Annotated in this window: 13 protein-coding genes; 1 reads left to right on the top strand and 12 read right to left on the bottom strand. The window is 71.8% G+C overall.

The genetic code is table 11. The features are described from left to right. Positions 1-30 precede the first annotated feature (30 nt). From purB to clpB, 8 genes are read right to left on the bottom strand one after another with little or no spacing between them, the layout of a single operon-like run. Positions 31-1,347, bottom strand: coding sequence for an adenylosuccinate lyase (gene purB, locus AC1UE4_RS22225; protein WP_482919517.1), 1,317 nt, complete (start codon positions 1,345-1,347; stop codon positions 31-33). Continuing rightward, on the bottom strand, positions 1,344-1,880 hold the full coding sequence (locus AC1UE4_RS22220; RefSeq protein WP_482919516.1) for an NUDIX domain-containing protein: 537 nt from the start codon (positions 1,878-1,880) through the stop codon (positions 1,344-1,346). Before AC1UE4_RS22220 ends, purB begins: the two co-directional genes overlap by 4 nt. Further along, the gene (purE, locus tag AC1UE4_RS22215) at positions 1,877-2,347 is read right to left on the bottom strand and encodes a 5-(carboxyamino)imidazole ribonucleotide mutase (RefSeq protein ID WP_482919515.1); all 471 of its coding nucleotides are present in this window, start codon (positions 2,345-2,347) and stop codon (positions 1,877-1,879) included. Before purE ends, AC1UE4_RS22220 begins: the two co-directional genes overlap by 4 nt. Then, positions 2,344-3,594 (bottom strand): phosphoribosylamine--glycine ligase, encoded by a 1,251-nt coding sequence (purD, locus tag AC1UE4_RS22210; RefSeq protein ID WP_482919514.1) that lies wholly within the window; start codon positions 3,592-3,594, stop codon positions 2,344-2,346. Before purD ends, purE begins: the two co-directional genes overlap by 4 nt. Continuing rightward, on the bottom strand, positions 3,595-3,876 hold the full coding sequence (locus AC1UE4_RS22205) for a GYD domain-containing protein (protein ID WP_482919513.1): 282 nt from the start codon (positions 3,874-3,876) through the stop codon (positions 3,595-3,597). Between the two features lie 60 nt (positions 3,877-3,936). Further along, complete coding sequence (locus tag AC1UE4_RS22200) at positions 3,937-4,929, bottom strand: aminotransferase class V-fold PLP-dependent enzyme (RefSeq protein WP_482919512.1); 993 nt, start codon at positions 4,927-4,929, stop codon at positions 3,937-3,939. Between the two features lie 10 nt (positions 4,930-4,939). Beyond that, complete coding sequence (locus AC1UE4_RS22195; protein ID WP_482919511.1) at positions 4,940-7,258, bottom strand: penicillin acylase family protein; 2,319 nt, start codon at positions 7,256-7,258, stop codon at positions 4,940-4,942. 51 nt (positions 7,259-7,309) lie between these two features. Next, positions 7,310-9,868 (bottom strand): ATP-dependent chaperone ClpB, encoded by a 2,559-nt coding sequence (gene clpB / locus AC1UE4_RS22190; RefSeq protein ID WP_482919510.1) that lies wholly within the window; start codon positions 9,866-9,868, stop codon positions 7,310-7,312. Between the two features lie 93 nt (positions 9,869-9,961). Here clpB and AC1UE4_RS22185 point away from each other — a divergent pair, with 93 nt between their 5' ends. After that, on the top strand, positions 9,962-10,372 hold the full coding sequence (locus AC1UE4_RS22185) for a hypothetical protein (RefSeq protein ID WP_482919509.1): 411 nt from the start codon (positions 9,962-9,964) through the stop codon (positions 10,370-10,372). Here the strand turns inward: AC1UE4_RS22185 and AC1UE4_RS22180 are convergent. Genes AC1UE4_RS22180 through dnaK form a run of 4 tightly spaced genes read right to left on the bottom strand, consistent with a single transcriptional unit; the run spans position 10,369 to position 14,437 of the window. Further along, positions 10,369-10,812, bottom strand: a complete 444-nt coding sequence (locus AC1UE4_RS22180; RefSeq protein ID WP_482919508.1) for a heat shock protein transcriptional repressor HspR — start codon at positions 10,810-10,812, stop codon at positions 10,369-10,371. The two genes, AC1UE4_RS22185 and AC1UE4_RS22180, sit on opposite strands and share 4 nt — an antisense overlap. After that, entirely contained in the window at positions 10,809-11,936 is a 1,128-nt protein-coding gene (gene dnaJ / locus AC1UE4_RS22175; RefSeq protein ID WP_482919507.1) for a molecular chaperone DnaJ, read from the bottom strand. Before dnaJ ends, AC1UE4_RS22180 begins: the two co-directional genes overlap by 4 nt. Positions 11,937-11,945: 9 nt before the next feature. Next, positions 11,946-12,527: a nucleotide exchange factor GrpE gene (locus tag AC1UE4_RS22170; protein ID WP_482919506.1), complete on the bottom strand. Its 582-nt coding sequence runs from the start codon at positions 12,525-12,527 to the stop codon at positions 11,946-11,948. Beyond that, on the bottom strand, positions 12,527-14,437 hold the full coding sequence (gene dnaK / locus AC1UE4_RS22165) for a molecular chaperone DnaK (RefSeq protein WP_482919505.1): 1,911 nt from the start codon (positions 14,435-14,437) through the stop codon (positions 12,527-12,529). Before dnaK ends, AC1UE4_RS22170 begins: the two co-directional genes overlap by 1 nt. Between the last annotated feature and the right edge of the window lie 37 nt (positions 14,438-14,474).

The raw sequence follows: 14,474 nt of genomic DNA, 5'->3' as shown, positions 1-14,474 counted from the left end.
GCCATCTTCGCTTACCGGCGGGGGCCGAGTTCAAGTGCGCAGGTGATCGACGAGCCGTGAGGCCAGGCCCGTGTACTCGAGCGGCGTGAGCTCGAGCAGGCGGGCCCGGTCGGCCTCGTCGAGGTCCGCCTCGCGGACGAAGGCGCGGAGCTTCGGCTCGTCGATCCGGGCGCCGCGGGTGAGTGCCTTGAGCTGGTCGTAGGGGTCCTCCCCGCCGCGCTTGCGCATGACGGTCTGGACCGCCTCGGCCAGGACCTCCCACGCGTCGGCGAGCTCGCCGCGCATGGCCGCCTCGTCGACGTCGATCTTGCCCAGCCCGCGCAGCGCCGCGCGGATGGCGAGCAGCGAGTGGCCGACGACGACCCCCGCGTTGCGGATGAGCGAGGAGTCGGAGAGGTCGCGCTGCAGCCGCGAGACGGCGAGCGTCGACGCCATGTGGTTCCCCAGCGCGGTCGACACGCCCGCGTTGGCCTCCGAGTTCTCGAAGTCGATCGGGTTGACCTTGTGCGGCATCGTCGACGAGCCGACCTCGCCTGCCACGACGCGCTGCTTGACGAGGCCCCGCGAGATGTAGGCCCAGACGTCGCGGTCGAAGTCGACGAGCACCTGGTTGAAGCGGCCGAGCGCGTGGAACAGCTCGGCGATCCAGTCGTGCGACTCGATCTGCGTCGTCAGCGGCGCCCACGTCAGCCCGAGCGACGTGACGAAGCGCTGAGAGATCGCCTCCCAGTCGCGATCGGGGTGCGCGATCGCCAGCGCGCCGTACGTCCCGACCGCGCCGTTGAGCTTGCCGCGGAACTCCTGGCGGTCGACGAACGCGATCTGCCGGCGCCAGCGGTCCACGAAGACCGCCATCTCCTTGCCGAACGTCGTCGGCGTCGCCGGCTGGCCGTGCGTGCGGGAGAGCAGCGGGACGTCGCGCGTGGCCTCGGCCAGCGCGGTCACGCCGCTGACGAGCTCCTGCGCCGCCGGCCGCCACGCCTCGGTGATGGCGCCGTGCAGCATCAGCGCGTGCGAGAGGTTGTTGACGTCCTCGGAGGTCAGGCCGAAGTGGACGAGCTCGCGCACCTCGGCGGGCACGCGCTCGCGCAGGAAGTACTCGACGGCCTTGACGTCGTGGTTCGTGCGCCGCTCGATCGCCTTGACCTCCTCGGCCTCCGCGTCGCCGAAGGCCTCGTGGACCTGCCGCAGCGGCGTGGGATCGAGCTGCGGGGCGAGCACGAGCAGCCACTCGATCTCGACGCGCACGCGGGCGCGGATGAGCGCCCACTCCGACACGTGGTCGTGCAGGTCGCCGAGCTGCCGCGCGTAGCGGCCATCCAGCGGCGAGATGGCGCGCAGACTCACAGCGCGATGCCCCGGATGCGCAGGAGCTCCCACGCCGCGAGCGTCGCCGCGTCGCGGATCTCGCCCGCGAGGACCATCGCGTCGACCTCCTCGCGCGTGAAGCCGCGCGACTGGATGCCGACCTCGGTGGACTCCGGCCGCGCCTCCCCCGCCTCGAGGTCGGTGGCGAGCCACAGGTCGAAGCCCTGCGACGACATCCCCGGCGAGTAGAAGAGCTTCCCGAGATGCGTCAGCGTGCCGGCGGTGAAGCCGGTCTCCTCGAGCAGCTCGGTCCGGGCGGTCTCCTCGGGCGACGCGTCGCGATCGTCGATCGCGCCCTGCGGAAGCTCCCAGAAGAACCCGCCGACGGGGTACTTGACCTGACCGACGAGGTGGACGCGCTCGCCGTCCCACGGGATGACGAGCGAGCCCTCGTTCTTGTCGACGACGGCGTAGATCCCCGGCGAGCCGTCCTCGCGCTCGATCGCGTCCTCGCGGACGCGCAGCCAGGCGTTCTCGTAGACGGTCCGCGAGGAGAGCGTCTTGATGGTCACGCAGACAGGATGCGCAGCGCCAGGTGCGCGGCGTTGCGGGGGTTGTCGAGCCCCACGCAGCCGACCGGCACGCCCGGCGGCATCTGCACGATCGAGAGGATCGCGTCCAGGCCGCCGGCCGCGGTGAGGCGGCTGGTGAGCGGGACGCCGATGACCGGCAGGTCGGTGTGCGCGGCGGCGACGCCCGGCAGCGCGGCGGAGATGCCGGCGCCGGCGATGATCACGCGCAGGCCGCGGATCCGCGCGTTCTTGCAGTAGTCGGCGACGAGGTCCGGGTCGCGGTGGGCCGACATGACGCGCAGCTCGTACATGACGCCGGCGTCCTCGAGCACCTTGCCGGCCTTCTCCATCTGCTCCTTGTCGGACTCGGAGCCCATGATGATCCCGACGCGCGGCGCGTCCTCGGCCAGCGCGTCGAGGTCGGCGGTCTCGGTCTCGGTGATGGGGGCGGTCTGCTGCTCGGTCATGGATGCTCCACGGCACGCAGCGCGATGTCGCGCCTCAGCTGCCGTCCGTCGAAGGTGATCAGGTCGGCGGCAGCATAGGCCGCTTCCCGCGCGGTGGCCGCATCGGGGCCGAGCGCGGTGACGTTCAGCACGCGGCCGCCGGCGGTGACGATCGCGCCGTCGCGCTCCGCCGTTCCCGCGTGGGTGACCTCGATCCCGGCGGGGACGTCGTCAAGGCCGCTGATGACGTCGCCCTTCGAAGCCGACTCGGGGTAGCCGCCGCTGGCGAGCACGAGCGTCACCGCGTGCTCGGGCGACCAGTCGAGCTGCGCGTCCGCGAGCCCGCCGGCCCGCGACGCCGCCTCGAGCAGCGCGAGCAGGTCGCTGCGCAGCCGCGGCAGCACCGCCTGCGTCTCCGGGTCGCCGAAGCGGACGTTGTACTCGAGGACCTTCGGGCCGTCGCCCGTGAGCATCAGGCCCGCGTAGAGGACGCCGTGGAACGGCGTGCCGCGCTCGCGGAGCAGGTCGACGACCGGCTGGTGGACCGCCGCGCAGACCGCGTCGACGTCGACGCCGGGAACCGGGGAGTAGGCGCCCATGCCGCCGGTGTTCGGGCCCTCGTCGCCGTCGAAGATCCGCTTGTAGTCCCGGGCCGGCGCCAGCGGGATGGCGCGCTCGCCGTCGCAGATCGCCAGCAGCGAGAGCTCGCTGCCGTCGAGGAACTCCTCGACGAGCACGTCGCCCTCGCCGAAGCGGCGCTCGACCAGCATCGCCTCGAGGGCGGCGCGCGCCTCGTCCTCGGTCTGCGCGATGACGACGCCCTTGCCCGCCGCCAGCCCGTCGAACTTGATGACGACCGGCAGCGAGGTGACGGCGCCCATGCCCTGGTCGACGTCGCCGACCGTCCGGCTCGCCGCGGTCGGGACGCCGGCGGCGAGCATGACCTCCTTGGCGTGCGCCTTCGAGCCCTCGAGCTTCGCCGCCTCCTGCGACGGGCCGAACGCGGCGATGCCCGCGCGGTCCAGCGCATCGACGAGGCCGACGACGAGCGGCGCTTCGGGCCCGACGACAACGAGGTCGACGCCCTCGTCGCCCGCGAGCTTCACGAGGCCCTCCACGTCGTCGACCGCGACGGCGGCGCAGGTCGCGTCGAGCGCGATCCCGGGGTTGCCGGGCGCGGCGATCAGCTCCGGCCGCTGGGGCGAGCGCGCGAGCGCGCGGACGATCGCGTGCTCGCGGCCGCCCGCGCCGACGACGAGGACCCGCACCTACAGGTTGGAGATGAAGTCGTCGATCGGGATCGCCGACAGCGTCTCGTAGTGCGACGTGCCGCGCGACCCGAGCTCGAGCGAGACGCGCGTCATCGTCTGGTCGTCGGGGGCCTCGACGACGCTGATGAAGTCGAAGTGCCCGAGGGTCGCCCACTGCGCCTTCACCTGGGCGCCGAGCTGCTCGACCTCGCGGTTGACCTCGCGGATGCGCTGCGGGTTGTTCTTGACCGTCTGGACGCCCTCGGGCGTCAGGGTCGAGAGCATGATGTACGTGGGCATACGTCGAAATCTACGGATTTCGTCCGGCCGGACCTCGCAAGCTCGGTCCTCTGGACGACGTCACGTTTCCAACACGTCGAGCACTCGATCCACATCTTCCACTGAGTTGTAGGCGTGCCATGAGGCGCGAAGGCGACCCGCGCGAACCGCGGCCACGATCCCTGCAGCCTCCAGTCGCTCGGCGCCATCGGCCTCGGCGACCACGATCGGGCTGTCGCCGGGCGGGAGCCCGAGGCCTTCTCGGAACCGGTTCGCGAGCTCGAGGTCGTGCGCGTGGATGCGGTCGACGCCGAGCTCCTCGACCACCGCGAGCGTCGCGGCCGTGCCGACCCAGTTGTGCCACGCGGGCGACGTGTCGAGCCGCCGCGCGTCAGCCGCGAGCCGCAGCGGCGTGCCGTAGTACGAGCCGTGCACGTCGTCGCCGGCGAACCAGTTCGCCGTCCACGGGACGATGTCGTCGAGCCGGTCGCGGCGCACGGACAGGAACGCCGTGCCGCGCGGCGACATCAGCCACTTGTACGCGTGCGCGGCGACGACGTCGAAGCGCGACGCGTCGAACGGCAGCCAGCCGATCGCCTGGGTGGCGTCGACGATCGTCATCGCCGCGCACGCGGCGAGCGCATCGAGATCGGCGATCGTGCCGTCGCTCGACTGCACGGCGCTGAACGCGACGACGTCGGCGTCGGCCGCCGCGTCGGCGAGGTCCGCGAGCGGGACGACGCGCGCGCCGCGCACGAGGAACGGCCACAGCAGCGACGTGAAGTCGCCCTCGGGCACGACGATCCGCGCGCCCTCCGGCAGCGACGACGCGACCGTGCCGAGGAAGCCCGCGACCGTCGCGCCGATCGCGACGTCGCCGGCGGCGACGTTTACCAGGCGAGCGAACGACCCACGCGCGTCCTCCGTCGTCGCGGCCCAGCCCTCCCAGCTCGTCCTCCCTCCCCTCCACGCGGAGAGGGCCTCCTGCAGCGCGTCCCACGCCGGCGTGGGCGGGAGCCCGTAGGACGCCGTGTTCAGGTAGACGCCTTCGGGCTCCCAGAGCGGCGCGAGCACGCCGCCGACACTAACGGCGGCGTGCCTTGCCGTACCGCGCCTCGAGCTTCGTCATGCGCGCGACGTCGGTCGCGCAGAAGGGCTGATCGGTCCAGGCCTTGCGCGCGATCTGCTTCGTGCCGTTGTTGAACCACTTCGACGTCGGGTCGGTCGACAGCGAGTGCCCGAGGTTCGTGAACGCGCGAACGCCGCACCGCTTGGCGCCGCCGAACTGGACCGCCTGGATGTAGGTCTGGCCCGCCGTCACGCCGGTGTAGCCCTTGGCCGGGTCGAACGTCGTCTGCAGCACGTTGAACGACCCGAGCTCGCTGAGCCCGCCGTGCAGCGGGATGCGCTCGCCACGGACCTCGTACTGCCACGCCGTTAGCGGCGCGTCGAGCGGCATGCCGGCGTTCTGCAGGTCGGCGATCGCCTCGTGCAGCGCCAGATGGACGGCCGGGTTGGCGGTGTTCAGGCCGCGCGGCGTGCCCACGGGGTCATTCGGGTCGAAGGGCACGCTGAACGGCGAGCCGGGCGCCCGCAGCGCGCGCGAGGCGAAGCGCCGGAAGAGCAGCGCGCCGCGCGCGTCGAGGTCGTCCCGGCCGCTCCAGCGCGCGAGCATGTCGCACGCCTCGGCGGGCACGCCCGGCTCGGCGCGGCACATCGCGACGAGCTCGGGACGCCAGAGCTCCTCGGCGAGCAGGCGGTTGTTGAACATCGTCTCCTTGAGCGACTCGAGCGTGAACTTGCCCCCGTTGCGCAGGCCGTCCTCGATGAGGATCAGGCCCATCCGCTGGCGGAGGCTGCGCGGCGTCCGCTCGCTGCCCATGATGCGCGGGAAGCCCTCGAGCCTGGTCCTCGCGTTCGACAGCCAGTACGAGTCGTTCGAGTTCTCGGTGTAGTCGCTGCGCCGCAGGGACGGCTGGTTGCGCGCCGGCATGAGCCCGGCATCGCACGCCGACCGCGAGCCGTCGAGGACGAAGACGCGCGCCGCCGCCTCGAGGCCCTGGCCCATCGGCGTCGAGCACGTGTCGAGCTTCGCGTTGGTGACGCCCGGCTGCGACCCGATGTCCGCGTAGTACGCGTCTCCCGCCCGGTCCGCGGCGATCGTGTTGACCCACGGGATCCCCCGGTACTTGCGCACGATCCGGTCGAGCTCCTTGACCGACTTGGCGCGGTCGGTGAAGAAGTAGTGGTTCATGAGCCGCCCGAGGTTCCCGGCGTTCGCGTCGAACATCGCGAAGGCCTTGGCGTTCGTCCACGGGAAGATGGGCACGCCCTGCAGCGACGTCAGCACCGGGCCCCGGTCGGTGCTGTACAGCGTTCGGGTCCGGTCCTCGAGCCCGCCGTCGGGGCGCCGCGCCTTCACCGTCACCGTCGTGCGCCGCATCTGCTTCGGCTTGCCGTCGACGACGTAGGTGGTCGGCGAGCCCGGCGCGAGCTGCAGCTCGTAGATCGCGAACCGGCGCGCCGTCGAGACGGTGTGGCTCCACGCCAGGTGCCGGTTGAAGCCGATGTTCACCACCGGCGCGCCGTACAGCGCGGCGCCGGAGACGTCGACCTTGCCCGGCACGGTGAGCTGGGCCTGGTAGAAGCGCTCCGAGCCCGTCCACGGCTGGTGCGGGTTGCCGAGCAGCATGCCCCTGCCGTTGTCGGTGGCGCTGCGGCCCAGCGCGATGGCGTTGGAGCCGACGCCGCGGGGCGCGAAGCGCTCCGCGAGGTCGTCCGCCGCGAGCGGGCTCACCGCGCGCGGCGTCGCCGCGGGCGCGGGCGGCTGGGCGCCGCCGATGCCGTCCACGGCGACCATCCCCGAGGCGAGGAGCGAGAGCTGGTAGAAGCGGCGGTAGGCGTCGATCTCGCGGATCGGCTTCACCCACGGCTTCCCGGCGCACGCCGGGTCCTCGACCGCCGAGCGCTCCTTGCGGACGACGTCGTTGTAGCCCTTCGTGTAGCCGCGGACGACCGCCCGGATCGGCGCCACCGGGCCGCGCGGCGGCTTCTGCGCGAGCAGCTTCTCGACGACGCGGTTCTTCGCGATCTTCGCCCACAGGAAGTCGCTGGCGAGGTTGTTCGGCGTCGTGGACGTGTTCTCGATCGCGTAGGTCGCGTCGGGGCCGAAGTACCGCGAGCGCTCGGCGCGCACCGTCGCGTACATGTTCGCCAGCACGCAGAGGTTGTCGTGGGCATGGGCGCGCGCGAAGCCGTACCCGAGCCCCTCCCACGTCGTCGCACGGACGTGCGGCGTCCCGTCGGAGCCGCGGCGGATCGTGACCTCGCCGGGCGGGGCGGCGAAGGCGGACGAGGCGAGCGCGAGGAGGGCGAGGACGCCGGCGAGGAGGGACAGCCGCATGCGGGCAACCTACGGCGTCCCTCCCCGGAACGACGTTCCGGTGACCGCCGGTCAGATCGTGATCGCGGGGTCGCCGAGCGGGACGACGCCCTTCATGAAGACGAGCTCGCCGTCGCCGGCGTCGACCTTCACGACGTCGCCCTCGCGGAACTCGCCGTCGAGGACCGCCATCGCCAGCTTGTCGACGAGCGTCTTCTGGATCACGCGCTTCAGCGGGCGGGCGCCGTACGTCGGGTCGTAGCCGAGGTTCCCGAGCAGCGTGCGCGCCGCATCGGTGAGCTCGACGGTGATCCCGCGGCCGGCGATCCGCTGCAGCACGCGCTCGGTCTGCAGGTCGACGATCGACCCGATCTGCTCGCGGCTGAGCGGCGCGAACTCGACGATGTCGTCCAGGCGGTTGATGAACTCCGGCCGGAAGTGGCCCTCCGCGCCGGCCCTGCCGCCCGGGATGTTCGAGGTCATGATCAGGACGACGTTCTTGAAGTCGACCGTCCGGCCCTGGCCGTCGGTCAGGCGCCCGTCGTCCATCACCTGCAGGAGGATGTTGAAGACGTCCGGGTGGGCCTTCTCGACCTCGTCGAGCAGCACGACGCCGTACGGCCGGCGGCGGACCGCCTCGGTGAGCTGGCCGCCCTCCTCGTAGCCGACGTAGCCCGGGGGCGCGCCGACGAGCCGCGCGACCGCGTGCTTCTCCATGTACTCCGACATGTCGATGCGGGTCATCGCGTCCTGCGAGTCGAACATGAACTCCGCCAGCGCGCGGGCCAGCTCCGTCTTGCCGACGCCCGTCGGGCCGAGGAAGAGGAACGTGCCGATCGGCCGGTCCGGATCCGACAGCCCCGCGCGCGAGCGGCGCAGCGCGTTGGAGACGGCCTCGACGGCCTCGTCCTGGCCGACGACGCGCCGGTGGAGGCGCTCCTCCATGTGCACGAGCTTCTCGACCTCGCCCTCCATGAGGCGCGAGACCGGGATGCCGGTCCACTTGGCGACGACCTCGGCGATGTCCTCGGAGGTGACGACCTCCTGGAGGAACCCGGTGTTGCCGTCGGTGCGCTCCTCGGCGGCCGCGAGCTCCTTCTCGAGCTCGGGGATCGTGCCGTAGCGCAGCTCGGCCGCCCGCTGCAGGTCGGCCGAGCGCTCGGCGACCTCGGTGTCGTGGCGCGCGCGCTCGAGCTGCTCGCGCAGCCGGCCGACGTGCTCGATCGCGTCCTTCTCGGCCTGCCACTCGGCCTTCATCTCCGACGAGCGCTCGCGCAGGTCGGCGAGCTCCTTCTCGATCGCCTCGCGCCGGTCGGCCGACGCGGGGTCGGTCTCCTTCTCGAGCGAGGTCAGCTCGATCTCGAGCTGCATGACGCGCCGCTCGACCTCGTCGATCTCGGTCGGCAGCGAGTCGATCTCGATGCGCAGGCGCGACGACGCCTCGTCGATGAGATCGATCGCCTTGTCGGGCAGGAAGCGGTCGGCGATGTAGCGGTGCGAGAGCGTCGCCGCGGCGATGATCGCCGGGTCGGAGATGCGCACGTTGTGGTGCACCTCGTAGCGCTCCTTGAGCCCGCGGAGGATCGCGATCGCGTCCTCGACCGACGGCTCGTCGACGAGCACGGGCTGGAAGCGGCGCTCGAGCGCGGCGTCCTTCTCGATGTGCTTGCGGTACTCGTCGAGCGTCGTGGCGCCGACCGCGCGCAGCTCGCCGCGGGCCAGCATCGGCTTCAGGAGGTTCGCGGCGTCGACCGCGCCCTCGGCCGCGCCGGCGCCGACGATCGTGTGCAGCTCGTCGATGAACAGGATGATCTGGCCCGAGGCCTCCTTGACCTCGTTGAGGACGGCCTTCAGCCGGTCCTCGAACTCGCCGCGGTACTTCGACCCCGCGATGAGCGCGCCGATGTCGAGCGCGACGACGCGGCGGTCGCGCAGCGACTCGGGCACGTCGCCGGAGACGATGCGCTGGGCGAGCCCCTCGGCGATCGCGGTCTTGCCGACGCCCGGCTCGCCGATGAGCACGGGGTTGTTCTTCGTCCGGCGGCTGAGGACCTGGATGACGCGGCGGATCTCGTCGTCGCGGCCGATGACCGGGTCGAGCTCGCCGCGGGCGGCGCGCTCGGTGAGGTCGACGCCGAACTTCTCGAGCGCCTGGATCTTGTCCTCGGGCGACTGGTCGGTGACGCGGGCCGAGCCGCGCACCTCGGAGATCGCGCGGACGAGCTGGTCCTTCGTCGCGCCGGCGGAGCGCAGCGCGTCGCCCGCCTTCGAGCCGTGGCCGGCGAGCGAGAGCAGCAGGTGCTCCGTCGAGACGTACTCGTCCTTGAGCTCGCGCATCTCGTGCTCCGACGCGCGGAGCACCTGGACGAGCTCCGACGACGGCTGGCCGGAGACCTCGCCACCGGCTCCCATCGTCGGGAGGCCGTCGAGGGCGGCGGTCAGCGGGCCGCGCACCTGCGCGGACTCGACACCGAGCTTACGCAGCACCGCGGGGACGATCCCGCCGTCCTGCTCGAGCAGCACCGCGAGGAGGTGCTCCGGGGTCGCCTGCGGGTTGCGGCGCTCCTCCGCGAGCCGGCCCGCGGCGGCAATGGCTTCCTGTGACTTGATGGTGAATCGATCTGGCTGCATGAAATCTCAGTCGCGATGACTTAGATCGAGTGTAGCGGTCGAAACGCGACCTGTCACGCGTGGCGGTTCGGCGTCGCGGGTACTCCGAACCCCATGACTCCCGATCACAACGAGAAGCTGCAGGGCCACGAGAAGGCGCGCTTCCCGTTGCTCCTGCTGCTCGGCGTCGCGCTGGCCGTCGTCGTGATCGTCGTCGCGATGGTGGCGCTCGACTCGGAGTACGGCATCCCGATCGCGCTGCTGACGCTCATCTGCGTCATCGCCGCGGTCGGCTTCAGGCTGATCGCCGGCTCGAACCGCACCGACGCCGACTCGTCGGACAACGTCCCGAAGCAGCCGGCCCGCAGCGAGCGGCCGCTCGGCGACACGCCCGAGGCGCACGACGAGATCAACCCGCACGACGTCCCGCTCGACAACCCCGGCCGTCCCGAGGTCGAGCGCGAGGCGCGGACCGTCGAGGGCACGACGACCGGCACGCGCGACGGCCGCTCGGTCGCCGGCTAGGCGCTCGACCCGTCCGCTTCGCGGTTGAGGTTGCGCACGGGCACGACCTCGCCGCGGCGGTACTGGACGAGCTCGCCGCCGCGCTCGCGCCGCAGCTGCTCGTTCTCGGCGCGGGCCTGCGCGAGCTGGCGCTCGAGCGTCTCGGCCTTGCGCGTGGCGCGGGCGAGCTGCGCCTCGAGCTCGAGCACGCGCTCGACGCCCGCGAGGTTGAGCCCGAGCTCGGCCGTCATCTCCTGGATGCGGCGCAGCCGCTCGACGTCGCGGTACGAGTAGAGGCGGGTGCCCTTCGGGGAGCGCTGGGGCTCGATGAGCCCGCGCGCCTCGTACATCCGCAGCGTCTGCGGATGCATCTCGGCGAGCTCCGCCGCGACGGAGATCATGAAGACGCCGCGGTCGTGGGAGACCTCGATGCGCGTCGTCGTACGCCGCCGCATGCTCATGCGAAGAGCCTCCCGCGCGGGTTGCCGTTCATGACGGAGGCGAGCTCGTCGATCGCCTTCTGCTGCTCGGACGTCAGCTGGTCGGGGACGTCGATGATGAAGCGATAGTGGATGTCGCCGCGGCCCTTGCCGCCGAGCAGCGGCGGGCCCTCGCCGCGCAGGCGCTGGACGGTGCCGTGCTTCGTGCCGGCGGGGACGCGCAGGCGCTTGCGGCCGTTGAGCGTCGGGACCTCGATCTCGGCGCCGCGCAGCGCCTCGGGGATCGTGAGCGGCACCTCGACCTCGAGGTGGTCGCCCTTGCGCTTGAACACCGGCGAGTCGGCGACGTGGGTGATGACGAAGAGGTCGCCGGTCGCGCCGCCGTTGCGGCCCGGCTCGCCCTTGCCTGCCAGCCGGATGCGGCTGCCCTCGCGCACGCCCGCGGGGATGTTCACGCGGTACTTCTTGACCGTCCGCGTCGCGCCGCTGCCGGCGCACGTCGGGCACGGGTCCTCGATGACCGTCCCGCTGCCGCCGCACTGCGTGCACGGCTGCGAGATCGAGAAGAGCCCCTGGCCCTGCGACTCGACGCCGCGGCCCTGGCAGCGCGGGCACACCTTCGGCGTGGTGCCGGGCTTCGCGCCCGTGCCGTGGCACGTCGTGCACGTCGCCGACATCGGCACCTGCAGCGACACCTGCGCGCCCTCGACCGCCTGCTCGAACGTGAGCTGGACCTCGGTCTCGAGGTCGCGGCCGCGCTCGGTCCGCGGCGCGCCGGCCTTGCCGCGGCCCGCGCGCCCGCCGGCCGCGCCGCCCGCGGCGCCGCCGAACAGGTTCGAGAGGATGTCGCTGAACGACCCGCCGGGATCGAAGGTGCCCGACCCGCCGGGGCCGCCCCCGAAGCCGCCGGGCCCACCGGCGCCGAAGGGGTTGAACCCCCCGCGGTCGTACTGCTTGCGCTTGTCGGGATCGCCCAGGACGTCGTACGCGTGCTGGACCTCCTTGAAGCGCTCCTCCGCCTTGGGGTCGTCCGGGTTGCGGTCCGGGTGGTACTGGCGGACGAGCTTGCGGTGCGCCTTCTTGATCTGGTCGGCCGTCGCCTTCTTGTCGACGCCGAGCACCTTGTAGAGGTCCTTCTCCGGCATGGGGCGCTCCTAGGCGGCGACGATCACCTTCGCGGGACGGATGACGTCCCCGCTCGTGAGCCGGTAGCCGGACTGGTAGACCTCGACGACGATGCCGCTCGCCGCGTCCTCGACGGGTTGCTGCGCCATGGCCTCGTGCACGTTCGGGTCGAACGCCTCGCCCTTCGGCGAGTACGCCTCGACGCCCACGCGCCCGATCGCGGCGAGCACCTCGGCCTGCACGAGGCGGAAGCCCTCGATGAGGTGGTCCTCGGCGTGCTCGGCGGCCGCGAGCGCGCGCTCGAAGTTGTCGAGCGCGGGCAGGAGCTCCTTCACCACGCGCGCGACGCCGCGGTGCTCGGCCAGCGAGGCCTCGCGCGCGGCGCGCTTGCGGAAGTTCTCGAAGTCCGCCTGCGTGCGCTGGGCCAGCTGGAGGAACTCGTCGCGCTGGGCCGCCTTGGCCTGCAGCTCCTCGAGGTCGTGCTGGACCTCGGCGGCCGCCTCGGCCTCCTGCTGCTCGGGCGACGGCGGCGGAGCAGCGGCCTCGGCGGGCGCCGCGTCGTGCGCGGCGCCCTCCACGGCCGGCTCGGTGATGCGAGCCTCGTGCTCCACTAGCGACCCTCGTCCACGACCTCGGCGTCGACGACGTCCTCCTCGGTGGAGGCGTCGCCCGTCGCGCCGTTGGCCTCGGCGGTCGCGCCGTCGGCCGCGGCCTGCTGCTGGGCGCGCTGGTACATCTGCTCGCTGACCGCGTGGAAGGCGGTCTGCAGCGCCTCGGCCTTGGCGTTGATCTCGTTCGGGTCCTCGCTCGTCACGACCTCGCGGACGTCCTTGATCCGCTGCTCGATGTCGCTCTTGGAGGACTCGTCGATCTGCTCGGCCAGGTCCTTGAGCTGGCGCTCGGCCTGGTAGGCGGCGTTCTCGGCGTTGTTGCGCGCCTCGGCGAGCTCCCGCGCCTTGCGGTCCTCGTCGGCGTGCGACTCCGCGTCGCTGACCATCCGCTTGATCTCGTCGTCGGACAGGCCGCCGCCCGCGCGGATCTCGATCTTCTGCTCCTTGCCCGTGCCGAGGTCCTTCGCGGTCACGTTGAGGATGCCGTTCGCGTCGATGTCGAAGCCGACCTCGATCTGCGGCACGCCCCGCGGCGCCGGCGGGATGCCGGTGAGCTGGAACTTCCCGAGCGACTTGTTGTACGTCGCCATCTCGCGCTCGCCCTGGAGCACGTGGATCTCCACCGACGGCTGGTTGTCCTCGGCCGTCGAGAAGACCTCCGACTTGCGGGTCGGGATGGTCGTGTTGCGCTCGATGAGCTTGGTCATGACGCCACCCTTGGTCTCGATGCCGAGGGTCAGCGGCGTGACGTCGAGCAGGAGGACGTCCTTGACGTCGCCGGACAGCACGCCCGCCTGGACGGCCGCGCCGACGGCGACGACCTCGTCCGGGTTGACGCCGCGGTGCGGGTCCTTGCCCGTGAGCTCCTTCACCTTGTCCTGCACGGCCGGCATGCGGGTCATGCCGCCGACGAGCACGACGTGGTCGACGTCGGTGACGCCCTTCTCCTTGGCGTCGTCGAGCGCTTGGCGGACCGGGGCGACGACGCGGTCGAGCAGGTCCGACGTGAGCTCGTTGAACTTCGCGCGGGTGAGGCGCTGGTCCAGGTGCTTCGGGCCGGACTGGTCGGCGGTGATGAACGGCAGGTTGATCTGCGTCTCCTGCGCCGTCGACAGCTCGATCTTCGCCTTCTCCGCGGCCTCGAAGAGGCGCTGGAGCGCCATCGGGTCCTTGGACAGGTCGATGGCCTGGTCCTGCTTGAACTGCGAGACGAGCCAGTCGACGACCGCCTTGTCGAAGTTGTCGCCGCCGAGGTGGTTGTCGCCCGAGGTCGACTTCACCTCGAAGACGCCGTCGCCGATCTCGAGCACCGACACGTCGAACGTGCCGCCGCCGAGGTCGAAGACCAGGATCGTCTGGTCGGCCTCCTTGTCGAGGCCGTAGGCGAGCGACGCGGCCGTCGGCTCGTTGATGATGCGCTTGACGTCGAGGCCGGCGATCCTGCCGGCGTCCTTCGTCGCCTGGCGCTGATCGTCGTTGAAGTACGCCGGGACGGTGATGACCGCGCTGTCGACGGTGTCGCCGAGGTACGCCTCCGCGTCCGCCTTGAGCTTCTGGAGGATCATCGCGCTGATCTCCGGCGGGGAGTACTGCTTGCCGTCGATCTCCACGCGCGCGTCGCCGCCGGGGCCGGAGACGACCTGGTACGGCACCATCGACTCCTCCTCGCGGACCTCGGCCTCCTTGCGGCCGACGAAGCGCTTGATGGAGAAGACGGTGCGGCCCGGGTTGGTGACCGCCTGCCGCTTGGCGACGGTGCCCACCAGCCGCTCGTTGCCCTGGGTGAAGGCGACGACGGACGGCGTCGTCCGACCACCCTCGGCGTTGGGGATGACGGTGGGCTCGCCGCCCTCGAGGACGGCCATGCACGAGTTCGTCGTGCCGAGGTCGATGCCGATCGTCTTTGGCATGGTGCTAGTCGGGTGCTCCTGAGCCAGTCGTTTGGAA

The organism is Parviterribacter kavangonensis, from assembly GCF_056863335.1.
This window is presented reverse-complemented; position numbering and strand designations above follow the sequence as displayed.